We start from the raw sequence: 24,488 nt of genomic DNA on the forward strand, positions 1-24,488 counted from the left end.
GGCGGCGGCCGCGGCCGACACCGGCCGCATCGTCTACGCGGGCACCGAGCACCGCTCCATCGGCCGCGTCACCGGCGACCCGGCCACGGCCGACCCGCTGCTCGGCGCGGGCCCCGCCCACTACGACACCGAGGCCTACGCCCGCGGCGACCAGGTCGTCTTCACCAGCCTCCGCGACAGCAAGAGGCCCCAGGTGTACCTGCGGGACGCGGCCGGCGGCATCCGCAAGCTGACCTCCGACCGCGACGCGGCCAACCCCGAACTCACCCCGGACGGGCGGTCCGTGGTCTTCGACTCCGCCGAACCCGGCATCGGCGGAACCCAGCGCGACCTGTGGATCGTGTCCACGGACGGCACCGGCGAGCGCCGGCTCACCGACTCCCCGCGCCGGAACGAGACCGCGCCCACCGTCTCGCCCGAGGGCGGCAGGATCGCGTACGTCAGCGACGCCGACCCGCTGCGCGGCCGGCAGATCTACCGGCGTGCCCTCGACGGCGGAGCCTACGAACGGATCAGCGACGCCCCGGCGGGCACGGCGGACGACCCCGCCTGGAACCCCGTCGACGACACCGTCAACCGCGACCTCGTCGCCTACACCCACACCGCCGCACCCGGCACCGACCCGAGCGGCCCCCGGCTGCGGGTGACCTCGGGACCGGGCGCCGACGGCCCGCTGCTCTCCGGCGAACAGGCCGGCTGGAACACCCGGCAGGCCGCCTGGCAGCCCGACGGCGACACCATCCTCTTCCTCAGCATCAACGGGCCCTGCGGCTGCACCAACCCGTACGAGACCGTCTACCGCGCCGTCGCCCACTCCACGACGACGGCACAGTCCCTCCTCTACGAGGACCGGGGCGTCGACTCGCCGACCTGGCTCGGCCCGCAGAACGGCGGCTCCGTCCTCGTCACCCGGACCACCGCCGAGGCCCGCAACCACGCGTACCTCCAGGACATCCGGCCCGACGGCACCGACCCCCGCGACCTCGGCGTCAAGATCCTCCGTGAGGACCCGGCCGCCCGGACGAACACCGACCCGGCGGCCGACCCGCTCTTCAACCCGGCCAGGACCTACGACCCCTGGACCGAGCGGCAGAGCTACATCCCCGACGGCCGGCGGATCGTCGTCTCCCGCTTCCAGGGCGACCCCGAGACCGGCCGGATCGAGCAGATCTGGCTGACCGGCGCCGACGGCTCGAACCCGAAGGCCGTGCCGCTCGCCGGCCGCGGCGACAAGGACTGGGACACCGACCCGGCCTTCTCGCCCGACGGCAGGTTCCTCGCCTTCACCCGCACCTCGCCCGGCGGCGTCGGCCAGGCCTCGGGGCCCGGCCGCATCCTCGTCGCCGACGCCACGAGCGGCGCCCTCGTCGGCGAGGTGCGCCCGCCCGCGGGACAGACCGGCGGCGACGCCCAGCCGACCTGGTCCTCGGACGGCACGACCCTCGCCTTCACCCGCAACGCGGTCGTCGACGGCGTGGGCGGCAACAAGCACATCTGGACCGCGCCCGCGAACGACCTCGGCCGCCAGCGGAACCTGAGCACCGAACTCTGCCCGGGCAGCTGCCAGGTGATCGACGACAGCCCCGCGTTCTCGCCCGACGGCAAGCGCCTCGCCTTCAACCGCAAGGACGGCGGCGGCCGAGTCAACGAGCGCAACAGCGTCCTGCTGACCGACCTGGCCGACGGCCGCTGCCAGGTCCTCCTGCCGACCGGCCGCTCCGGCGACCCGGACGGCTGCCGCCGGGACGTCCCCGACACCTCCGCCACCGGCCCCTTCCAGCCGCGTGACGTGGCCTGGTCGCCTGACGCGAGCCGGCTCGTCTTCAGCTCCCGCCGCGACCTCGCCCCCAACTCTCCCGAGGCCCTGTCCACGGTCGAGGTCGCCACGGGTGCCGTGACGTCCCTGACCGGTGCCCTCGCGGGCCGCCAGAAGGAGCCCGCGTACCAGCAGTCCGTCGACCTGACGGTGACCGCCCCGCCCACCGCGGAGCCGGTGACCGAGGGCGAGACCGGCACGGTGACCGTGACCGTCACCAACCAGGGCCCCTCCGCCTCGCCCGGCACCACGTTCACGGCCGCCGTGCCCCCGGGCGTCCGCATCGACACGCTGACCCCGTCGAAGGGGCGGTGCGAGCCCGGCTCCCCGCAGTGCGCACTCGGCGTCCTCACCCCCGGCGAGAGCGTCACCATCACCGTGCGGCTCACCGGCGTGACCCCCGGCGACCGGGTCGTCGACTGGTCCGTCACGGGCGCCGTCATCGACCGCGGCCCGACCGACAACGCCACCCGCACCCTCGTCCCCGTCGAGGCCGCCCCGCCGACGCCGACCCCGACGCCGTCCACCCCGACGCCGACGACACCCACCCCGACCCCGCCGAAGCCCACCCCGGCGCCGCCCGCCCCGAAGGCAGGCCCCGCGCTCACCATCACCGCCCAGCCCGAACCGGGGTACGTCGGCGGCCGCGTGGTCCTCACGTACACCGTCCGCAACGGCCGGGAAGCGCTCGCCACCGGACTGTCCCTGCGGCTCGGCCTGCCGCCCGGCATCCCCGCAGGGAAGGCCCCGGCGGGCTGCGTGAACAACGTGTGCGCCCTCGGCGACCTCGCCCCCGGAGCCTCGACGGTCGTCACGATCGTCCTGTCCCCGAACAAGGCCCTGACGACCACCGCCACCGGCCGGCTCACCACCTCCGGCACCGACGCCGACCCGAGGGACAACACCGACCGGCAGCGGATCCGGATCCTCCAGCCGAAGATCGTGGCCGTCCCCGCCATCGGCAAGCCCGGCTTCGTGACCTCCGTCCGCGGCAAGGACTTCCCGCCCGGCACCCCGGTCACGCTGACCTGGAAGCCCGGCATCACCGCCGCGGCCGTCCCCACCGTCCCCAAGGCCGACGGCACCTTCATCGCCCAGCTCCTGATCCTCGCCAAGGACCAGACCGGCCCGCGCGTCATCACCGCGAAGGGCGCCGGGTTCTCCCCGGTCACCACGCCCTTCCTGGTCGTCACCGGCAACGTCGCCCCGCCCGACGAGGTGGCCCGCCGGTGATCCACGAAGTCGACGAGGGGCTGCGGCTGCTGCTCACCGAGTCCGGCCTGACCGACAGCGGGGTCGACCTGGTCTTCGACCCGCCCACCCGCGAATGGGCGGCCCGCCGCAACGCCCCGACCATCAGCGTCTTCCTCTACGACATCAGGGAGGACATCGAACGGCGGCGGACCGGCAGGCTCGAGGAGTACGACGACACCGGGCGGATCGTCGCCTACCGCACCCCGCCCCGGTGGTTCGACCTGACGTACCTGGTCACGGCCTGGACCAACCGGCCGCAGGACGAGCACCGGCTGCTCTCCGAGGTGCTGCGCTGCATGGCCCGCACGGACGTGCTGCCTGCCCGGCTGCGCACCGGCACCCTCGCCGAACTGGGCCTCGCCGTGCCCCTGGAGGTGGCCGGCGGCGCCCAGCAGGGCCGCTCGGCCGGCGACGTGTGGTCGGCCCTCGGCGGCGAACTGAAGGCCGCGATCGACCTGAGGGTGCTCGCCCCGCTGGCGGGCGAGCTCGTCGACGCCGCGCCGCCGGTCACCGAGGGCCTGGAGGTCCGGGTCGGCCCGGCCACCGGCGACGACACCCCGGCCGGGCCGCCCCCCGGCCGGCGCCTGCGCTACGACGGCGCCGGCGACCCCGGCGCGCAGGGCTTCGCCGCCGCCCGGGAGAAGCCCGCACCGACCCGCCGCCACCGGGGGCCGGTGCGGTGATCAAGCACGACGTACGGACATCCATGGACATCGCCCCCGCCGAACAGACGGACCCGGCCGGCCTCGCGTACCTCTGGGAGCGGCTCGGCCGGGTCGAGCTGCGGGTGCGCGATGCCGTGGCCGCCCGCCACGCGACCGACCCCGCCCCCGACGACCCCTACCGGGGCCAGTACCTCACCCCGGAGGGCGCCGAGCGGATCCTGCGCGCCCCCGCGGCCTTCCACCCCGGCTCCGCCGCCGGACTCCCGGACGCCCCGGCGGGCCCCGACGGCTCACGGCTGCGGCGGCTCGCCGAGGGCTTCGAACTCCTCCCGCTGGACGAGGAGTTGCTGCTCGTCGCCCTCGCCCCGGACCTCGACGCCCGCTTCGAGGCGCTGTACGGGTACCTCAACGACGACCTCACCCGGCGGCGCCCCACCATCGGGCTCGCCCTCGACCTGTGCGGCCTGCCCGTCGCGGGCCCGGGCCGGTTCCGGTTCTCCGCCGCCGCGCCCCTGATCAGGGGCGGGCTCCTGGACATCACCGAGCCCGACCGCCCGTTCCTCTCCCGGACCCTTCGGGTCCCCGACCGGGTCACCGCCCAGCTGCTCGGCGACGACGAGCCCGACGCCCGACTGGCCGGCCTCCTCGCCCCGGGCCTCGGCGGTTCCGGCAGCCCCGGCCCGTACGAGCCGCTGGTGGCGCGGGTCGCGGAGGCCGCCCTCACCGGCGGCGGCCCGGTCCACCTGCGGGCCAGGGGCGGCGACGCCGGCCGGGTCGCCGTCGAGGCGCTCACGGCCGCCGGCCGCCGGGCCCTCGTGCTCGACGTCGCGGCCCTCGCGACCGACGCGGAGACCGCCCGCGTGCCGCACCTCCTCGCGACCGAGGCCCGGCTGTCCGGCGCCGGCCTCGTCGTCGGCCCGATCGAGGCACTCGAACCCGAACGCCCCGAGCGGGCACGGTGGTTGCGCGACCTGTGCGCCACCGCGAGCGGCGTCCCGCTGATCACCTACGGGAGCAAGAACTGGGACCCCCTGTGGTCCCGGCAGAGCCCCGTCCCCTTCACCGTCGGCCCCGCCGGCGCCGGCCGCACGGTCGCCCAGTGGCGCCAGGCGCTCGACGCGGCGGCGACCACGGTCGGCGCACCCGTCGACGTGCCCGGCGACGACGAACTCGGCCCGGCCGTCGCCTCGTACCGTCTCGACGCGGAGCAGGTGCGCAAGGCGGCCACGGTCGCGGTCCGCTCGGCGACGGCCGAGCGCCGCCCCGTCGGCACCCGCGACCTGCGGGCCGCGGTCCGCGGACAGAACGGCGCCGGCCTCGAGCGCCTGGCCCGCCGGATCGACCCCGCCGTCGGCTGGGACGACCTCGTGCTGCCCCCGCCCACCCGCCGCCAGCTCGGCGAACTCGCCCTGCGCGCCCGCCACCGCGACCAGGTCCTCGGCCAGTGGCGGATGCGCCCCGGCGGCGGCCGCGGGCGCGGGGTGATCGCCCTGTTCGCGGGCGAGTCCGGCACCGGCAAGACGATGTCGGCGGAGGTCGTCGCCGCCGAACTCGGCATGGAGCTGTACGTGGTGGACCTCTCCACCGTCGTCGACAAGTACATCGGCGAGACGGAGAAGAACCTGGAACGCATCTTCGTCGAGGCGTCGGAGGTCAACGGCGTCCTGCTCTTCGACGAGGCGGACGCCATCTTCGGCAAGCGCTCCGAGGTGAAGGACGCGCACGACCGCAACGCCAACATCGAATCGGCGTACCTGCTCCAGCGGATGGAGTCCTTCGACGGGATCGCCGTCCTCACCACCAACCTCCGGGCCAACCTGGACGAGGCGTTCACCCGGCGCATCGACGTGATCGCCGACTTCCCCATGCCCGACGCGCGCCAGCGCCTCGCCCTGTGGGACCGCTGCCTGGGACCCGAACTGCCCCGGGACGACAGCCTCGACCTGGGGTTCTGCGCGGACCGCTTCGAGCTCGCGGGCGGTTCGATCCGGGCCTGCGCGGTGACCGCGGCGTATCTCGCGGCCGAGGCGGGCGGGCCGCTCGGGATGGCGCAGCTCGTCTCCGCCGTGCTCCAGGAGTACCGCAAGCTCGGACGCCTGGTCCTGGAGAGCGAGTTCGGCCCGTGGCTGAGGAACGAGCGGACACCGGCCCGGGGTTAGTCGAGCCGGTCGGGGGAAGGCTGCCCCGGACGCGGGACCGGCCGACGGGATTCCGAGGTGCCGGGTTGCCCCGTCCGCGCTGCCCGTTCAGGCAGCACCCTTGCCCCTTCGCCGGGACTCCCGGGCCTATGACCAGGCACATCACGGCGGCGAGACTCGGTGGTGACCCAGTGGCCACTTGAAGGAGCGAGTATGCCGTCGTACCTGACCCCGGGCGTGTACGTGGAGGAGGTGCAGTCCGGTGCGCGGCCGATCGAAGGTGTGGGCACCGCGGTTGCCGCCTTCGTCGGGTTCGCGGAGCAGGGGCCTTTCCACCGTCCGACCCTGGTGACCAACTGGGACCAGTACGTCCAGACGTTCGGTGGCTTCACGGAGGGCACCTACCTGGCCCACTCCGTCTACGGCTACTTCGCCAACGGCGGCGGCACGGCGTACGTCGTCCGCGTCGGCGGCCCCGCGGCCGACCAGGCCGACGGCTCCAAGCCCGCCGCGATCCAGGCCCCCGCGCCCACCGCGATCGGCGGCTTCCTCGTCTCGGCGCGCACCGGCGCCGGTGCGGACGTCTCGGTCGAGATCGCCGACGCCGACGGCGAGAACCCGCCGGAGGACCGCTTCAAGCTGCTGGTCCGCCAGGGCGACAAGGTGGTGGAGACGTACGACGCCTCCGTCCGCAAGAACGTCAAGGGCTACCTGCTCAACCAGGTGCGCGGCTCCAAGCTCATCGACGTCGCCGAGCAGCCGGGCGCCGCCCAGACCCGGCCCGCGTCGCAGACCGTCGCACTGCCGGCCGCCCCCGCCGCGACCCCTGCGGCCACCGCGACCCCCGGCGGCGTCGCGCGGCTCGACCCGAACGAGTACGTCGGCGACTCCTCCGCCCGCACCGGCTTCGCCGGTCTGGAGGCCATCGACGAGATCACCATGGTTGCCGTACCGGACCTGATGAGCGCCCACCAGCGCGGCGAGATCGACGCCGAGGGACTCCGTACCGTCCAGCTCGCCGTCATCTCGCACTGCGAGCAGATGGGCGACCGGGTCGCGGTCCTGGACTCCCCGCCGAACATGAACGCGCAGGCCGTCCGTACCTGGCGCCAGGACGAGGCGGGCTACGACTCCCGCTACGCCACCCTGTACTACCCCTGGATCTCGGTCTTCGACCCGGCCACGGGACGCAACACCACCGTCCCGCCGAGCGGCCACGTCGCCGGCGTCTGGGCGCGCAGCGACGGCGAGCGCGGGGTGCACAAGGCCCCGGCCAACGAGGTCATCCGCGGCGCCGTCGACCTGGAGATCCGTCTCAGCAAGGGCGAGCAGGACCTGCTCAACCCGATCGGCGTCAACTGCGTCCGCGCCTTCCCCGGCCGCGGCATCCGCATCTGGGGCGCCCGCACGCTGTCCTCGGACCCGGCCTGGCGCTACCTCAACGTCCGCCGGCTCTTCAACTACCTGGAGGAGTCCATCCTCCTGGGCACCCAGTGGGTGGTCTTCGAGCCGAACGACGAGCGGCTCTGGTCGAGCATCCGACGGAACGTCACCGCCTTCCTCAGCGAGGAATGGCGTAGGGGCGCGCTCTTCGGCAGCACTCCCGCCGAGGCGTTCTACGTCAAGTGCGACCGCGACAACAACCCGCCGGAGTCGGTCGACCTCGGCCAGGTGATCTGTGAGATCGGTGTCGCGCCGGTCAAGCCCGCCGAGTTCGTGATCTTCCGGCTCTCCCAGTTCTCCGACAGCACCAGCCTCGTCAACGAGTAATCGTCAACGGGTAACAGGAAAAGGTGAAGACAGTCATGGCAGAGGGCGACGCTCTTTCCACCCATATCTTCGGGGTCCAGCTGGGCGGCTACATGGTCGAGTCGATCCAGGAGATCAGCGGCCTGTCCTACGAGGAGGACGTGGTCGAGGTCCGTCAGGTGACCCCCGACGGCAAGCTGCTCATCAAGAAGCAGCCGGGCGCGCGCCAGGCCGGCGAGGTGACGATCACCCGCGGCATGGACAAGAGCACCGAGTTCACCAAGTGGGTGAAGGAGACGCTGGAGAACGGCCAGGTCGACTCCGCCCGCCAGAACCTCACGATCGAGGTCAAGGACGCCGCGGGCGAGACCGTCCGCCGCATCCAGCTGATGCAGGGCTGGGCGAGCAAGTGGGAAGGCCCCTCGCTCAAGGCCGGCGAGTCCAGCGCCGCCACCGAGACGGTGACCATCACCTTCGAGGAGATCGTGATCGAATGAGGCGCAGGACGGTCACCTCCGGCGGTATCGAGGAACTCCTCGAAGCCGCCGCGTCCGCCGAGCGCGCGGCGGCCGCCGAACAGGCGGCCGCCCCGGCCCCGGCGGCCCCGCCGGCGGCGAAGCAACGCGAACAGCTCCGAGACGAGTTCACCTTCGAGCTGCCGCGCGGCTACGTCGACGACGAGGGCACGGTCCACCGCACCGGGACCATGCGGCTCGCGACGGCCAGGGACGAGCTGCGCCCGCAGATCGACCTGCGGGTGAAGGAGAACCCGGCGTACCTGAGCGTGGTGCTGCTCAGCCAGGTGATCACCGGCCTGGGCACCGTCACCGACATCCACGCCGGGGTCGTCGAGCGCATGTACGCCACCGACGTCGCGTTCCTGCAGGACTTCTACCGGCGGATCAACAGCGAGGGACACACGCACGCGGCGGTGACCTGTCCGCACTGCCACAACCCCTTCGAGGTGGACCTCTCCGGCGGGCGCCTGGGGGAATAGTGACGTACGCCCTTCCCCGCCTGCGGGAGGAGATCGCGTACGTCGCCTACCACTTCCACTGGCAGCGCGAGGACATCCTCGACCTCACCCACGCCGAACGGCAGGAGTGGGTGCGGGAGATAGCGCGGATCAACACACGGGTGAACGAAGGCGGGTGAGGTGAGGGCATGGGCTTCTGGGACAGGTTCCGGCGGGACGGCGGCGGTGACACGTCGGCGGCGGATCCGGCGTCGCGTGCGGCGTCGAAGGCGGCCTCGCGCGACAGCGCGGAACGGGAGCCCGCCCGCGCCACCGCGCCCGAAGCCCCGGCCGGTCTTCCGGACTGGGACGGCGGCTGGCGCGAGGTCGCCCCGGCGCCGCTCACGATCGCGCGCTCGGCCCTGGGCGTGAGCGACGGGCTCCGGTTCCGCTCGGGGCTCGCCTCCTGGCAGAACCCCACGCTCACGGAGGAACTCGGCCACGGCCTCCTGCCGTCCGCGCCCGCGGGCCTCATCCACGGCGTCGCCCGCCTGGCCACGGCCTCGCGCCCGGCACCGTACGCGGGCGGCGGCCCGCTGCTGCTGCGCGCGGTGGGCGGGGAGCAGGAGCCGGAGCCGGGGACGGGGACGGCGATGGGGCCGTCGCTGGGGCCGGATTCCGGCTCGGGGTCGGGGCCCGGGTCCCGGTCGGGCTCGGGCTCGGGGTCCGGGTCGCGTACGGGATCGGGCGGCGCGGGCTCCGGGCCCGAGCGGCCGATCCAGCGTGCGGCGGTACCGACGGCCGGCCCGCGCCCCGAGATCGTGGACCCGCTGGTCGTGTCCCGGCGTACGACACAGGCCACCGCGGACACGGCGGCCGGGACCCGCGCTCCGGAGCAGGGGCCCGAGCGTCCGATCCAGCGTGCGGCCGTGCCGTCGACGGGCTCGCGGCCCGAGACCCCGCACACCCCGCCGCCCGTCCCCGAACGGGCCGACACGCCAGGCCCGTCGGCCACGGCGCCCGTCCTGGGCGCGGCTCCGGTGGTCTCCCGCCGGATCGCGGACACGGGCGGCTCGGGCGCGGGCGCTCCCGCTGACGGCGCCTCCGACGGGACCGGCAGCGGTACGAGCGCCGCCGCGACCGGCGGCCCCGCCGTGCTGCCCGTCGTGGGCAGGGGGCCTCAGGCGGCCTCCGGTACGCACGACCCCGTCACCACAGGTCCGGAACCCCGGACCCCAGAGACGTCCGCCGCCCCCCGGCGGACCCGGCCGGGTTCCCCTGTCCGGCCGCGCCCGGTCGGCGCTCCGTTGGTCGTGGCCAGGCGCCCGGCGATGGCACCGCGTGTGCTCGCCGCGGTTCCGCCGCGCACATCGGCCACGGCCGCCGACCGGGCGACCACCCGACCGGCTCCCCAAGCCCCCGGCGTACGGGAGGAGTCGGCCCCGCCCGTCGCGGCGGACCCGTCCCCCCGCACCCCGGCACGCCCGGCCCTGCGCCCACCGAACGGCGAACTGCCCGCCACGGCACGCACGATGGGCGCCGGCGCCACGCCGCCTGCCGCGACCTCCATCCCGGCCGCGTCCGGCGGGGCCCCGGCGATGCCCGTCATGCGCAAGGTCGCCGAGCCCGAGGGCCCGTCGGCGCCTCCCTCTGCTCCCGCACCGGCGCCCACGCCTGCTCCCGCACCGGCGCCGTCGCCCCGGCCGGGACGCTCCGGCCTCGGGGCCCCGCTCAGCCAACTCCCCCCGACGGCCACCCCGGCGGCCTCCCTGCTCGGCGGTGAGTCGGCGATCCAGCGCCGCACACTCCCGAACCGGCAGGGCACGCCCCCGGACGCCACCGCACCGGCCCGCCCGCGCGCGGGCACGCAGGACGCCACTCCGGTGGTCCCGGTGGCCCGCGCGGTCGAACGCCCCTCCGGCCCGGCGGCGGCCACGCCCCCGGGCGAGCCCGGCGCGCCTGCGGCCGTCCCGGTGTCCCGCGCGGCGGCCACCCCGGCCCCGGGGGAGCCCGGTGCGCGCCCGGAGCAGCCCCTCGTACCCGTGTCCCGTTCCGTCGACCGCACGCGGACGACCGGCCCGACCCCCGAAGCACCGACGACCACGTCGACCGGACCGACGTCCTCCGCCCAGGCCGCCCAGACCGCTGCGGCCGTGCAGCGGGCCTCCGTCCCGGGCGCGGCCACGCCGTCACCCGCCGCCCCCGTGGTGCCGCTCTCCGCCCCGGCGGAGGACCGACCGGAACCTCTGGTGCCGGTGTCCCGCGCGGTCGAGAGGCCGTCCGGCCCGCACAGCGCCCCGATCCTGGGGGCGGCCCCGGCCGCTTCGACCGGGTCCTCCGCCCCGGCCGCCGGTCCCGTGGCCGGTCCGGTGCAGACCGGAACCGAGCCGCTCGTTCCCGTCGCCCGCGCGGTCGAGAAGCCGTCGGGCCCCGCGGTCCCGCCCGCCGGTCCGGCGGAGGCCCGGCCGGACGCGCTGGTCCCCGTCTCCCGCGCCGTCGAGAAGCCCGAGGACCGGCGAGGCACTTCGCCGTCCACGGCGCCGCCGACGACGACCGACGCACGGAAGGGCACCCCCGCAGACCGCACCGGTGCCCACTCCCGTACCCCGGCCGACGGCGCGGGCAGCAAGGCGAACCGGTCCACCCCCGGCGTCCCCGTCGTCCCCCACGTCCAGCGCTCCCGCGGACTGCTCGCCGACCGGCCGCTGACGATGAGTACGGGCGCCGCCGAGGCGTTCTCCACGTCGGCGCCCGTGGCCTCGGCCGCCGCCGGGGCACCCCCGCGCCCGGTGGTCGCGGCCACCTGGCGCAGGGACCCCGTCCCCGGGACGCCGGCGGACCCGGCCCCCGCGTCGCCGACCGCGCCCGGCCGGCGCGCCGACGCGCCCGGGAGCGGACGCGGCAGCCGCGCTCCGCGCCGGACCGGCGCCCCCACCGAGCCGCCCTCGCCCGGCCGGGACCCGCTCGCGGAGGCGCGCCCGGCCGACCCGGGCCAGGCCACGGTCCAGCGCGCCGCCCGCCCACGGCCCGGCACGGCTCCGGTCGTGAAACCCACCCCGGCCGTCCCTGTCGTACGCCTCCACCCGAGCCCCACACAGCACACCCCGGCCCCTGTGCAGCGCCAGGCGGCCCAGCCGTTGACGTACACCAGGGGACCCGTGCCCGGCGCCGTGACCGAACCGCCCGCGACCCCCGTGGTGGGGGCCGCGAACCGGCAGCTCCAGGCCAAGGCCGTGCAGCGGATGGCCGAGGCGGGGCTCAGCGGCGTGCCGGTGATCCCGGTCGCCCGCGACGTCTCGCCCACGTCCACCTCCACCTCGAAGTCCACGTCGACCTCCACGTCCACGTCCACGTCGACCTCCACCGGCACCCAGACCCACCCGACCGTCCCCCGTGGCAAGGAGCTCGACGAGCTCGCGAGGGCACTGATCGACCCGGTGGCCCGGCTGCTCCGGGCGGACCTGCGCCGCGGACGGGAACGCACGGGCCGCCCCCACGACCACCGCCGCTGACCCGAACCCGCACCCGGCACGAGCAGCCTCCCGCCGGACCAGCCGGACCAGCCGGATCCACCGGACCAGCCGGATCCACCCGACCAGCCGGGCCCGCCGAAGCGTCCGGGCCATCCGGACCCGCCACCCCGAACGACACAGAACGCGCCCCCCGGGCAAGGAGAAAGAAGATGACGGACAGCATCGTCGCGACGAGCGTGTTCTTCCGGCTCGCGATCGGCGGCAACGACCTGGGCGCCTTCCACACCTGCTCCGGACTCGGCGCCCAGGTGGAGGTGGAGCAGTACGCGGAGGGCGGCAACAACGGGTTCGCCTGGCAGCTCCCCGGCCGCATCACCTGGTCCAACATCACCCTGACCCGCCCGGTGACCGCCGACACGCTCAAGATCGCCCGCTGGCTCGACGAGATCGTCCAGCGGGTCGAGCCCAAGGACGGCGAGATCGTCGCGCTCAAGCCGGACCTCAGCCGCATCGTCGGCTGGCAGGTGCAGGGCATCGTGCCGGTCCGCTGGGAGGGCCCCTCGTTCGATCCGGCCAACTCGCAGGCCGCGATCGAGACGCTGGAGATCGCCCACGAGGGCCTGCGCCCGTCCTGACCCCCGACACCGGACGCCGAGAGGAGGTACGTACCCGATGGCACGCGGCCGCGCCAACCGCACCCAGGCCCAACTGACGATCATGGAACCGCCCACCAAGGTCGGTGCCAAGCCGGGCGGCACCCTCGCCCGGGTCAAGCTCCAGTTCAACCCGTCGACCCTGTCGATGAGCAAGACCACCGAGTGGCGGCGCACGCCCTCCCGGATGGCCGGCCAGTCGGCCCTGCCCGAGTTCGTCGGCAGCGGGCCGCGCTCGCTCTCCCTGGAGGTCTTCCTCGACGCGACGGCCAAGCACGACAACTCCGTCGAGAAGGCCGTGCAGCAGATCATGATCGCCCTCGTGCCCACCAAGGCGAGCCTGGCCCGCAAGACGCCGGCCAGCCCCTGGGTGCGGTTCGAATGGGGCACGTCGAAGACGACCTCCTTCGACGGCGTCCTCTCCAACTTCTCCGTCAACTACAGCCTCTTCGACGTCGACGGGAAGCCGCTGCGCGCCACCTGCTCGCTCTCCATCGAGGAGGCGAGCGTCGACCCGGCGGGCCAGAACCCGACATCGGGCTCGCGCGAGGCACGCCGTACGCACCGTGTCGTCGCGGGCGACAGCCTGCCGTTGCTCGCCTGGCGCGAGTACGGCGACGCCACCGCCTGGCGGACCATCGCCGAGGCCAACGACATCGACGACCCCATGGTGCTCGTTCCCGGCACGGAACTCGTCGTGCCCAGCACCGAGGACGAGACCCCCGAGGAGGGAGCATGAGCCCGACCCGAGGCGGCCGGTCGTTCGCGGCCGACCCGATCGTCGAGGCACCGGACAAGCTGCCTGACCCCTGGGACAAGCAGGTGGTCAGCTGCGAGGTCGACGAGAACGTCGGACTGCCGGACACCGCCCTGGTCTCGTTCCGCGACCCGAACCACGAACTGCTCGCCGACACCGGGATCACCATCGGCACGGAGCTGAAGATCTCCGTCGCGACCGCCCAGGCCGGGCAGACCAGGGTGCGGCTGTTCACGGGCGAGGTGACGGCGCTGGAGCTGGACACCGACGACACGGGCTCGTACACGGTGATCCGCGCGCACTCCAAGGCGCACCGCCTCCAGCGTGGCCGCAAGGTCGTCGCGTTCCGCAACATGACGACGGCGGCCATCGTCAAGCAGATCGCCGCCGGGGCCGGGCTGCCCGTCGGCAGGGTCCAGGCCGCGGGGGGCGCGCACAAGCAGATCTCCCAGCCCAACGTCTCCGACTGGGAGTTCCTCCAGTACCTGGCGGGAGAGAGCGGCGCCCAGGTGCGGGTCGACGAGAAGGGCATGCTCCAGTTCGTGAAGCCGAAGCCCGCCTCGGCCGCGCCGGCCCCGTCCACCCGGGCGACCGCGAGCCCGATGGTCCTGGAGTACGGCGCCAACCTGCACGCCCTCCGCGCCGTCCTGACGGCCGCCGACGGGGCGAGCAAGGTGAACGTGCGGGGCTGGAACCTGAACACGAAGATGCCGCTGGTGGGGACCACGGCCTCCGTCGCCAGCAAGACCCTCGTCCCGGGGCTCTCCCCGTCGAAGGCGTCCGCGTTCGGCAAGAAGGCGGAGATCACCGTCGCCGACACCCCGTACCGTACGAAGGCCGACACGAAGGCCGTGGCCGATGCCGTGGCCGCGTCGGTGAGCGCCGGGTTCGGCGAGTTCGAGGCGGTCGTCGACGGGAACCCCAAGCTACGCGCGGGCACTCCGGTCGCCCTCGGCAACGTGGGCAAGGACTTCTCCGGCAGGTACACGGCCACCGCCGTCCACCACGTCCTGGAGCCGGGGCGCGGATACCGTACGACGGTCGTGGTCAGCGCCTCGCCCGACCGCTCCCTCCTCGGCCTCGCCTCGGGCGCCGAAGCGCCCGCACGCTCCGGGCGGATGCCGGGTCTCGCCATCGGCGTGGTCACCAACGTGCGTGAGGTGGGCCGTCAGCAGCGTGGCTGGGTGAAGCTGAAGTTTCCCTGGCTCGACGACACGTACGAGACGGACTGGGTACGTACCGTCCAGTGGGGTGGCAAAGGAGGCGGCGGGGTCTTCAGCCCCGAGGTCAACGACGAGGTCCTCGTCGGCTTCGAACAGGGGCTGCTGGACAGCCCGTACGTGATCGGCGGCCTCTACAACGGCGTCGACAAGCCGTCGAAGCACGACGTACCGCTCATCGAGAAGGCCACCGGCAAGGTCCAGCGCCGTTCCCTGGTGTCCCGCTCGGGCCACCGCCTCGAACTCCTCGACACCAGGACCGGCGTCTCCGGGCTGCGCCTGGCCACCGGCAGCGGGCGGCTGGAGGTGCAGCTCGACGAACGCCTGAACGAGATCGGCGTCACCGTCTACGACCCGACCGGCAGAACGCCGCTGACGTCGATGACGCTGACCCCGAAGGAGATCACGCTGGACGCGGGTCTGGGCACCCTCAACCTGAACGGCCAGACCGTGAACATCAACGCCAGGACCCTGATGAACATCGACGCCAAGACCTCGATGAACATCAGCGCCAAGACCGGGGTCACCGTCACCGGCGGGACGGCGGCGACGGTCAAGGCGGCGATGATCAACCTCAACTGATCCGCCCACCGGGCTCCCCACCCCCCCCGTACCGCTTCGACTTCGTCCTCGACAAGGAGTAAGTGAATGCCTCCCGCAGCGCGCGTAGGAGACCCCACGGCCCACGGCGGTGTCCTCGCCGCCCCGCCGCCCGGGCCCTTCACCGCCAGGGTCGCCACCGTGTTCATCGGCGGCAAGCCGGCCGCGGTGGCCGGAAGCGTGAACGCCTGCGGGCCGCACGCGTACCTCGCCCTCACCAACCTGGTCAAGCCGGTCCCGGGCGCCGCCACCACCCGCCGCGTACTGATCGGTGGGCTGCCGGCCGCCTGCGCGACGGACGACACGGTGTGCGGATCGAAGATCGTGGCGGGTGCGCCGAACGTCCTCATCGGAGGGCCGCTGTGAGCGAGCGGTTCATAGGCCGCGGTTGGGGATTCCCCCTCCGGGTGAGCCCCACCGGCGGGATCGGGATGGTGGAGCGCGACCGGGAGATCGAGGAGGCCATCCGGCTGGTCCTCGGCACGGCGCCGGGCGAGCGCCCGATGCGCCCCGAGTTCGGCTGCGGGATCCACGAGTACGTCTTCGCGCCCGGTGACGACGAGACGGCCGGCCGGATCGCCCACGAGGTGCGGACGGCACTGGAGCGGTGGGAGCCGCGGATCGAGGTCGACGACGTGGTCGTCGCGTTCGACGCCGTGGACGAGGGCGTCTTCTACATCGACGTCCGCTACACGATCCGGTCCACCAACGACCTGCGGAACCTGGTCTTCCCGTTCTACTCCATCCCCTCCACCGAGGGCTCCGACGAGACGGGAGTGCGCTGATGGCGCTGCCCTCACCCCACCTGGACGACCGACGGTTCCAGCAGCTGGTCGACGAGGCCAAGCGGTACGTGCAGCAGCGCACGCCCGAGTGGACCGACCACAACGTGTCGGACCCCGGAGTCACCCTGATCGAGACCTTCGCGTACATGGTCGACCAGCTGCTCTACCGGCTGAACCGGGTGCCCGAGAAGAACTACATGGCCTTCCTGGACCTGTTGGGCGTCCAGCTCTTCCCGCCGACGGCGGCCACCGCGGAGGTCGACTTCTGGCTGTCCGCGCCCCAGCCCGACACGGTGCTGCTGCCGGCGGGCGTCGAGGTGGCGACCGAACACGGCGGGACGGACGACGAGGTGGTCTTCGGCACCACCGCGGACCTGCCGATCGTGCCCAGCTCTCTGACCCGCCTGGTCACCGCCCACGCGGGCGGCGAGCAGACCGACCGTACGGCAGCCCTCGCCGAGGGCCGGGACATCCCTGTCTTCCAGGCCGCTCCGGCCCCGGGGGACGCCGTGCTGTTCGGCCTGCCGACCGCGGTTCCGCGCTGCATCGTCGCCGTCCAGCTGGACAGCCGCGTCGAGGGCGTCGGTGTCGACCCGCGGCAGCCGCCCCTGGTGTGGGAGGCCTGGGACGGCGCGCGATGGGTGCCGTGCGAGACCGACTCGGACACCACGGGCGGCCTCAACCGACCGGGCGAGATCATCGTGTTCGTACCGGCGAGCCACACGGCGTCGGTGCTCGCGGGCACCCGCGCCGGCTGGCTGCGCTGCCGGGTGGTCGCCCCCGAGGCGGGCCAGCCGTTCTACTCGGAGTCGCCGACCGTCCGCGAGGCGGAGGTGTTCACCGTCGGCGGCACCATGACGGTCGAGCACGCCGAGGTCGTGCACGACACCATGCTGGGCGCCTCCGAGGGGGTGGCGGGCCAGCGGTTCCGCGTCCCGCGCCCGCCCCTGCTCCTGGACGGCGAGCCGCCGGTGGTCGAGGTGTCCTCGGCCGAGGGCTGGCAGACCTGGACGCCGGTCGACCACTTCGGCGACTCGACCCCCGCCGACCGGCACGTGGTCCTGGACGCCACGACCGGCGAGTTCAGCTTCCCGCCCGCGCTGCGCGAGCCGGACGGCACGCTGCGCACCTACGGCGCGGTCCCCGACCAGGGCGCCCACGTCCGGGTCCCGCGCTACCGCACGGGCGGCGGCGCGGCCGGCAACGTGGCGCGCGGGGCGATCTCGGTGCTGCGCAGCTCCGTCCCGTACGTCGACCGGGTCGAGAACCGGGAGGCGGCACGCGGCGGGGTGGACGGCGAGAGCGTCGACAACGCCAAGATCCGCACCCCGCACGTCCTGCGGATACGGGACCGGGCGGTCACCGCCCAGGACTACGAGTTCATCGCCCGCGAGGCGGCCCCCTCGGTGAAGCGGGTCCGCTGCCTGCCGGCGGTGGCGGGGGAGGGCGGCGCGGTACGCGTGTTGATCGTGCCGGACGCCGTGGCGGACGAGGGCGACGACCGCCTCCGCTTCGAGCAGCTGATCCCCTCCGACCAGGTCATGTCGGCGATCACGACCCGCCTGGACGAGCGCCGCCTGGTCGGCACGCGCCTGGTGGTGGAACCGCCCGCGTACCAGGGCGTCACGGTGGTCGCCCGGCTGGTGGCGGAGCCCCAGGACGTGGACCGGGTGCGGGAGGCCGCGCTCGACGCGCTCTTCCGCCACCTGAACCCGCTGGTCGGCGGAGCCGACGGCAGGGGCTGGCCGTTCGGCCGCCCGGTCCAGTACGGCGAGGTCTTCGCGGTTCTCCAACGGGCCGCGCAGAACACCCTGGTGGAGGAGGTCCGCCTCTTCCCCGCGGACCCGGTCACGGGCCGGCGGGGCTCCCCGGTGGAGCGGATCGACGTGGCGCGCAACGCCCTGGTCTTCTCGTACCAGCACCAGGTCGTCGTGACCCCCGGTGACCTGGGCGGCGGTGCGCTGTGACCAGAGCCGCGATCCCCGGCCTGCCGAGCCGGCACCCGATCGGCGCCCTGCTCCCCGCCCTGTACGCGGACGACGACCTGGCGCAGCGCTTCACGTCCGGCCTCGACACGGTCCTGGCGCCGGTCTTCTCCACCCTGGACAACCTCCCGGCCTACTTCGACCCGGCGCTCACGCCCCCGGACTTCCTCCACTGGCTGGCGAGCTGGCTGGGCGTGGACCTGGACGAGGACCGGCCGGAGGAGCTGGCCCGCACGGTCGTGGCCCGCGCGATGGAACTCCACCGCCTGCGCGGCACCCGCCGGGGCCTGGAGGAACACCTGCGCCTCTGCCTGGGCGTGGAGGCCGAGATCGTCGACGGCGGCGGAGCGGCCTGGTCGACCACCCCGAACACCCCCCTGCCCGAGGCCCCGACGGGCGAACTCCTGGTCCGGGTCAGGGGCCCGGTGGACGCCCGCCAGGTCCTGGACGTGGTCCAGGCCTCCTGCCCGGTCCACCTCACGTGCCGCGTGGAGATCGTCACCGGCCCGTCCGACGAGGGAGGTAGCTGACATGCGCGCCTGCCCGGACTGCGGCACGGCCAACGGCGACACGGACGACTTCTGCGGCAACTGCGGAGCGTACGTGGGCTGGTCGAGGGACGAGGAGAAGAAGAAGGAGCGGGAGCACGAGGAAATCAGGCAGGACGAGGCGGACGAGGAGGACGCCGACAGCGACCGCGTCGACAGGCGTGACCGGCCCGCCGACCGGAGCCGCACGCATACCCGGGACTGCGACCGCGAGCGGCAGGACTCCAGAGGGGGCGAAGAGGCAGCACAACCCGAGTTCCCGCCGCTCGCCGCGTCTGTCGGGGAGCTCCCGACGGCCTTGGCACCGGACCTGCCGGGACTTCCGGCGGGACTCCCTGCGGAGATCCCGACCCAACCCCAACCGGGCTTCCTGAGAGGTCTCCTGAGGGGATTCCAGTCGGAACTCCCGGTGGAGATCCCGGCGGAGATCCCCACGCAGCTTCCGGTGGACCTCCCGGCGGCGGAGACCTCCGCCGAGGAGCCCGCGGAGGAGCGGCGCGAGAACCGAGCGCGCCCGACGAGCCCTGCTCCCGTACCGCCGCCAAGGCCCACCCACGACCCGACACCACCCCCACGCCCTCCTCTCCCGCCGAGCCCGGCCGCGCCCCCCGCCCGTACGCCGCAGGCGCCGACAGCCCCCCCGACGGCCCCGACGGAGTCGTCGGAACCGGTGGGGGCGGTGAAACCGGCCAAGCCGATCACGCAGCGCCCGAAGGTACGCGCGGCCGGGGCCCCGGCCGAGCAGGTGGGCCCGCCGTGCCCGCAGTGCGGCACGCCCAACGCCCCGGACCGCCGCTTCTGCCGCCGCTGCGCGGCTCCGCTGACGCCGACGGCACGGGTGGTCCCGCTGCCGTGGTGGCGCACGGTGTGGCCGTTCCGCCGCAAGGTGCGCGCGGGCTCGGGCCGGCTGGTACGCCGCTCGGTGATCGCCCTGGTGGTATTGGGCCTCCTCGTGGGGGGCTACTTCCTGATCCCGGCGGGCCGTTGGCTGTACGAGGACGTGCGCGACAAGCTCGGAAAGGCGACCCACATCACCCCGGCGTCGACCACGGCGACGGCCTCGATCCCGAAACACGGCCCGACCCTGGCGACGGACGGCCTCAGCAACACGTACTGGGGCACGCCGAAGGCGGGCGAATCGCTGACGTTCGAATTCCGCTCCCCGTTCCGCCTGGTGGACGTGGTCATCCACACGGGCGTCTCGGCAAAGGCGGAGGCCTTCCGCGGCCAGGCCCGCCCGACGAAGGTGGACCTGGTGGTGACGGCGGCGGACGGAAAGGTCCACAAGAAGACGGTGACCCTGGCGGACAAACCGGGACCGCAGACGATCCAGACGGGCTACAGCGACGTCGTCTCGATCCAACTCACCCCCCACGAGACGGCGGGCCTCTCGGAGGGCCGGCACATAGCAGTCGCGGAGGTGGAGTTCTTCAAGCGCAGCTGAAGGCGTCGTCCTTGCCTGACGAGAATCGATCAGGCTCGGCGGTGCTGTCGGTGCCCCCGATTACCCTGATTCTCATGACGATCGACGGGGTGAGCCGGCACGAGGACCGATCGGCCGGAGCCGGAACGCAGTGGCTCCTGCAGCCTCGGGGGACGGCACGAACGGGAGGCCCGAAGCACTTTCGCCATTCGGTCCGCGAGGGGATCCGCCTGTCGGACCCGGAGTACGCCGACGTTCTCGGCGAAAGCGCTGCCGAACTGCACGAACTCTTTCCCAGTGGCATAGCCCGCTTCTGGGGTGCGGTCACGCCGAAGAAGGAGAACGATGCCAAGGGCGTAGCCGTGCGAGAGTGCAAGGCCGGCGACGAGGTCCTGTTCTACGGCGAGAAGAAGTTCATCGCGCGAGCGACGATCCTCAAGAAATTCCGCCACGTGGACCTCGCGAGGAGGATCTGGGGTACCAACGACGACGGTGCCGTTTGGGAACACATGATCGCCCTCGGAGACGTCGTCGAGTTCACCGCGGACGCCATGCCCTTGCTGGCCGAGATCGACGGGCCGAACGACAAGCTCTGGAGCATGCAACTGGTCTCGGCCCCTGATCGCGCGCGTCTGCTCGACCGGGTGGACATTCCGTCGATGCCTGCCGTCGCCCAGTTGCCCGTTCCTCGGAAGCCGCAGACCGCCGTGGAGACGAAGCTGGAGCGACAGGTCCTGCTCCACGCGCTCGGCGCCCTCAGGACGCACACGGGCCAAGACGGTCCTTCTCGGCACAAGCCGCTTGCCCTGCTCTGGTCCATGAGGCGCCTGGAGGCAGGCGAGGACCGACTCGCACCCTGGGGCGAGTTCGAACGCGAAGTCGGCTCGCTGCTCACGGATTTCGGAGGGACCGGGTCTCGTGTGACCCCGCACTACCCCTTCTCCCGGCTGCGCAGCAGCGGCATCTGGGAGGTGGAGGGCATCTCGGAGGACATCAAGGACCCCGGTCCCGGCGTTCTTCGTACGGCGAGGGCCAAGGCGGGCTTCGCGCGCTCAGCCGCTCGCCTGCTCCGTCAGCCACGTCTACGGGCGGAGGCGGTCAACCTCCTGACGTCGACGTACTTCTCGGCCGCGGAACGGGCACTGGTGCTTGCGCGTGTCGGACTCGGCGGCTATCTCAGCGCCAGTGGGGAGACCGACGGGCCCGAGGGCGACACCACCGAAGTGCCCGGTGGTAGCAGCGGCCCGGTGAAGCGCAGTGCGATCAAGGGGACGCGTCCCCAGCGGAACCCGGAGCTGATAAGGCAGGTGAAGAAGTGGCATCGGGACACCTGCCAGGTGTGCTCGGAGCCGCTGGAGGACCTCGTCGGCCACTACAGCGAGGCCGCTCACATCCAGGGCATCGGCAGCCCTCATGAGGGACCCGACCAGCTCAGCAACATGCTGTGTCTCTGCCCCAATCACCACAAGCAGTTCGACCGGCTCGTCATCTACATCGACCCGGAGTGGAACGTCCGGCGCACTCGGGACGACGAGCTTCTGTACGCGCTGCGCTTCCACCCCCGGCACCGGATCGAACCGGAACACGTCGAGTACCACCGCGTCCTCTGTGGCAAAAGCGCGGTGACCGGAGCGCTCGATACCCAGCCGCTGACCTGACCGCGCCGGCACATAGCTGTGGCGGAGGTGGAGTTCTTCAAGCACAGCTGAGTTTCAGCTCTCCGGATGAAGGACCCCGTCCAGGTCCATCGTCGGATGCATCTTCATGGGCCCGTACTGGTCGATGTCGGAGGGGCGGGGCGCCTCGGGTCCGTCCTCTCCGCACCGTACGAGCCGCTCGACGCGGCAGATCCGGAAGAGCCGGTCGTCGATGCGGACCTCGTTGGCCCGCCCGGCGGCGCGGAACTCCTCGCCGGCCAGCCGGTAGCGCTCGGTCTTGTGCTCGCCGAACTCGTAGATCAGGGACCAGAGTTCGGTCATCCCCATGTAGAGCGAGCGCCGCGCCTCGTGCGGGGTGGGCTGCAGCATTCCCGCCGGTCGCCAGCCCGCGCCCCGCCGCTCGGCGACGCCGAACCCGACGGGCAGCAGGGCGATGTCGGGGTGGGTGGCGACGGCCCGCAGCGACTCGTCCCGCATGGGCTCGGGGAACCGCTTCCCGGCGTACGAGAACTCCCGCAGCCCCAGCTTGAGGGCCTCCTGGGTGAGCCCGTCCTCCCGCTCGGGGGAGAGCACGAAGCCGAGGTCGGGCGAGGGCGGCCCGCTCCGGTGGTCCCAGTCGGGCTCGGCGGCGTCCGGGTCGGTCGCGCGCGGCGGTTCGAGCCCGCTCTCCCCGCTCCGCGCGAACTCGTCCGCGCGCACGATCCGGTACCGCTCCCCGACCGCCACGATCTCGTTGACGGGCTCCTTCTCCAGGATCGCCACGGCCGCCAGGAGATCCCGCCGCACGTCCCGGTCGTCGGTGTCGTCCTTGGCACGGAACCACAGCAGCGAGTTCAGACTGTCCCGGGCCTCCTGCGGCATGCCGGCCCCCACCTCCCGCACCACCTCCCACCCGTGCTCCCGCTCGACCGCCACCCCGAACAGCGGCCCCCGCAGAGCGAGCTGCGGATACAGCAACGAGGCCTCCACCCCGTCCGCCTCCCGCACCCACGCCACGGGGTCCCCACCACGAACCAGCTCCTCGTGAATCCGATCGAGGCGCCGTTGCTTCCAGTCATCAGCCATACACACATGGTGGCGACCCACCGCACCGCCCGCGACCGAATCATCCCAACACTCCAACCTGTTGGGATCGCGAGCGAGAGCCCCAAGGGCCGACTGAGCCCGAGCGAGAGGCCCGGGCCGGGGCGGCTATCGCAGCCCCGGCCGCTGGTACGCGCCGATGTCGGTCGACCCTTCCAACCGGTTGCCGAAGTAGTCGTACCGACCGGCGTTCTGGATGGTCACACCGGCGCCGAGCGCGGGGGAGCCGGGCCGCAGCCGCAGATCGCTCGGCCGGTCCGGTGTGGCGTCGAGGAACTCCGGATCGGCGGTGACGGCATGGGCGTCCCTCGCGGGCACGGCACCGACACCCACGTACAGGTTGTGGTCGTACGTGTTCAGCGCATCGCGGATGGGCGAGCCGCCCTCGGCGGTGCTGACAAAGACGTTGTTCCGGAAGGTGACCCCGCCCTTGCCGTTGTCGCTCACCATGGCCGTGCCCTCCTGGTCGGTCACGACGGTGTTGTTGTAGACCTGGGTGTCGGTCGTGGCAGCGGGGCAGACGACGGAGATCACGCCGTACGGCGGGCTCCACGTGTTCCGGTCGTTGATGCTCACGTTGTACCGGAAGACGTTGTCGGCCGATGTCATGCCGGTGGCGTTGCAGACGAGCAGGAAGCCGCCCTCGTTGTCGTGGCTGTAGTTGTACTGGTAGACGTTGCGGTTGTTCCCGCCGTCGAAGTCGAAGGCCTGCGAGTCGAGCGTGCCGTGGCCGCCGGTGACCTCGTTGTACTGGTACACGGCGTCGTCGAAGTTCCACGCCCAGATGCCGACGTTGTAGCCGGCCGAGCGCATGTTGAACCCGTCGACGTAGTTGTCCTCGACGAGCGCGTGGTGCCCGTGCTGGAGGACGATGCCGTCACCGCCGACGTCCACCACCTCGTTGCCCCGGATCGTGATGTCGGTGTTGGGCGCCCAGCCGGGCGCACCGCTGAGCGGGTGCTCGGGCCGCTTGCCCCAACTGGACGCGGTGGAGATGCCGGTCCGGTCGACGTGCTTGACGGTCGAGTCGGAAACGGTGATCCCGTCGAAGCGCGTCGGCGTCGCCGTACCCCGTACGACGAAGAGGATCCCGCCCGACGGATCGGGATCCTTGTGGTCGGAGCCGTTGACGTCGTGCACGTCCACGTCGTCGACGACGTAGTGCCTACCGGTGCCGAAGTCCGTGAGCCGGAACAGGATGCCGGCCCGCCGCTCGTCCGGCCCCGGCGCGGCGCCCTTGTTGGAGACGTCGAGATTCCGCAGCTCCCACTGCTCGACGTTCTCCAGCAACACGGCCGCCCGCGCGCCACCCCCCTGGATACGGGGCTTCGCGCCCTTCCCGTACGCGTCCACCCGCACCGGCGCCCCTTCGGCCCCGGACCCGCTCGGCGCGAACACCCCGACACAGGTACTGCCGCGCCGGAACAGCACCCGGTCACCGGGCCCGTACTCCCGCTCGCTGGCCTTCTCCAACGACTTCCAGGCGGACCCCGGCGAGGCCCCGGACGCACTGTCCGAACCACCTCCGCAGTCGACGAAGTACGTCGCACCACCGTGCCGCTCCCCGGCGTGCGCGGTCGGACCCCCCACCGCCCCTGCCGCCACCACCACGGCAAGCACCACTCGCGCGCCCCAACTGGCCATCCGCATGGGCTGGTTCTCCCTGTCTGATCGGTCGCTACGTAACCGTCGATGACAGGAACGAACGGTTCCACGCCCTTTCCGA

General features: G+C 73.2%; 19 protein-coding genes. 17 read left to right on the forward strand and 2 right to left on the reverse strand.

Annotation, left to right across the window (positions count from 1 at the left end; translation table 11 throughout):
- The 17 genes from AB0E14_RS19810 to AB0E14_RS19890 form a co-directional block, all read left to right on the forward strand.
- Positions 1-3,049: hypothetical protein (locus AB0E14_RS19810; protein WP_362419279.1), on the forward strand; the 3,049-nt coding region annotated here is incomplete at its 5' end.
- Positions 3,046-3,753 carry a DUF4255 domain-containing protein gene (locus AB0E14_RS19815; protein WP_362419282.1) on the forward strand — a complete coding sequence of 236 codons (708 nt, stop codon included), beginning with the start codon at positions 3,046-3,048 and terminating at the stop codon, positions 3,751-3,753. The genes AB0E14_RS19810 and AB0E14_RS19815, both read left to right, overlap by 4 nt.
- Positions 3,754-3,776: 23 nt before the next feature.
- Positions 3,777-5,894: an ATP-binding protein gene (locus AB0E14_RS19820; protein ID WP_362419500.1), complete on the forward strand. Its 2,118-nt coding sequence runs from the start codon at positions 3,777-3,779 to the stop codon at positions 5,892-5,894.
- A 192-nt stretch (positions 5,895-6,086) separates the two neighbouring features.
- Positions 6,087-7,643 (forward strand): phage tail sheath family protein, encoded by a 1,557-nt coding sequence (locus tag AB0E14_RS19825; RefSeq protein WP_362419285.1) that lies wholly within the window; start codon positions 6,087-6,089, stop codon positions 7,641-7,643.
- A gap of 35 nt (positions 7,644-7,678) precedes the next feature.
- Positions 7,679-8,119 (forward strand): phage tail protein, encoded by a 441-nt coding sequence (locus tag AB0E14_RS19830; protein WP_362003859.1) that lies wholly within the window; start codon positions 7,679-7,681, stop codon positions 8,117-8,119.
- Positions 8,116-8,619, forward strand: a complete 504-nt coding sequence (locus AB0E14_RS19835; protein ID WP_362419289.1) for a hypothetical protein — start codon at positions 8,116-8,118, stop codon at positions 8,617-8,619. The genes AB0E14_RS19830 and AB0E14_RS19835 overlap by 4 nt, the downstream gene beginning before the upstream one ends.
- Positions 8,619-8,777 carry a DUF6760 family protein gene (locus AB0E14_RS19840; protein ID WP_176729256.1) on the forward strand — a complete coding sequence of 53 codons (159 nt, stop codon included), beginning with the start codon at positions 8,619-8,621 and terminating at the stop codon, positions 8,775-8,777. Before AB0E14_RS19835 ends, AB0E14_RS19840 begins: the two co-directional genes overlap by 1 nt.
- Positions 8,778-8,786: 9 nt before the next feature.
- The gene (locus AB0E14_RS19845; protein WP_362419292.1) at positions 8,787-12,089 is read left to right on the forward strand and encodes a hypothetical protein; all 3,303 of its coding nucleotides are present in this window, start codon (positions 8,787-8,789) and stop codon (positions 12,087-12,089) included.
- A 170-nt stretch (positions 12,090-12,259) separates the two neighbouring features.
- Entirely contained in the window at positions 12,260-12,685 is a 426-nt protein-coding gene (locus AB0E14_RS19850; RefSeq protein WP_362419295.1) for a phage tail protein, read from the forward strand.
- A gap of 37 nt (positions 12,686-12,722) precedes the next feature.
- Positions 12,723-13,442 (forward strand): LysM peptidoglycan-binding domain-containing protein, encoded by a 720-nt coding sequence (locus AB0E14_RS19855; protein WP_362419298.1) that lies wholly within the window; start codon positions 12,723-12,725, stop codon positions 13,440-13,442.
- On the forward strand, positions 13,439-15,262 hold the full coding sequence (locus AB0E14_RS19860) for a VgrG-related protein (RefSeq protein ID WP_362419301.1): 1,824 nt from the start codon (positions 13,439-13,441) through the stop codon (positions 15,260-15,262). The genes AB0E14_RS19855 and AB0E14_RS19860 overlap by 4 nt, the downstream gene beginning before the upstream one ends.
- Before the next feature lie 66 nt (positions 15,263-15,328).
- Positions 15,329-15,646 (forward strand): PAAR domain-containing protein, encoded by a 318-nt coding sequence (locus AB0E14_RS19865; protein ID WP_362419304.1) that lies wholly within the window; start codon positions 15,329-15,331, stop codon positions 15,644-15,646.
- Positions 15,647-15,711: 65 nt separating this feature from the next.
- Positions 15,712-16,065 (forward strand): GPW/gp25 family protein, encoded by a 354-nt coding sequence (locus AB0E14_RS19870; RefSeq protein ID WP_362419503.1) that lies wholly within the window; start codon positions 15,712-15,714, stop codon positions 16,063-16,065.
- A complete protein-coding gene (locus AB0E14_RS19875; protein WP_362419307.1) occupies positions 16,065-18,032 on the forward strand; it encodes a putative baseplate assembly protein in 1,968 nt (655 codons plus the stop codon). Before AB0E14_RS19870 ends, AB0E14_RS19875 begins: the two co-directional genes overlap by 1 nt.
- A complete protein-coding gene (locus AB0E14_RS19880; RefSeq protein ID WP_362419310.1) occupies positions 18,029-18,580 on the forward strand; it encodes a phage tail protein in 552 nt (183 codons plus the stop codon). The genes AB0E14_RS19875 and AB0E14_RS19880 overlap by 4 nt, the downstream gene beginning before the upstream one ends.
- Position 18,581: 1 nt before the next feature.
- Entirely contained in the window at positions 18,582-20,042 is a 1,461-nt protein-coding gene (locus tag AB0E14_RS19885) for a zinc-ribbon domain-containing protein (RefSeq protein ID WP_362419313.1), read from the forward strand.
- A gap of 74 nt (positions 20,043-20,116) precedes the next feature.
- On the forward strand, positions 20,117-21,679 hold the full coding sequence (locus AB0E14_RS19890; protein ID WP_362419316.1) for an HNH endonuclease: 1,563 nt from the start codon (positions 20,117-20,119) through the stop codon (positions 21,677-21,679).
- Positions 21,680-21,733: 54 nt separating this feature from the next.
- On the opposite strand, the gene AB0E14_RS19895 is transcribed toward AB0E14_RS19890, so the two are convergent.
- Both AB0E14_RS19895 and AB0E14_RS19900 read right to left on the reverse strand, forming a co-directional pair.
- Positions 21,734-22,744 (reverse strand): DUF5954 family protein, encoded by a 1,011-nt coding sequence (locus AB0E14_RS19895; protein ID WP_362419319.1) that lies wholly within the window; start codon positions 22,742-22,744, stop codon positions 21,734-21,736.
- 126 nt (positions 22,745-22,870) lie between these two features.
- Positions 22,871-24,412: a right-handed parallel beta-helix repeat-containing protein gene (locus tag AB0E14_RS19900; RefSeq protein ID WP_362419322.1), complete on the reverse strand. Its 1,542-nt coding sequence runs from the start codon at positions 24,410-24,412 to the stop codon at positions 22,871-22,873.
- Positions 24,413-24,488: the final 76 nt, after the last annotated feature.

It is taken from the genome of Streptomyces sp. NPDC047981 (genome assembly GCF_040653315.1).
Taxonomy (GTDB): Bacteria; Actinomycetota; Actinomycetes; order Streptomycetales; family Streptomycetaceae; genus Streptomyces.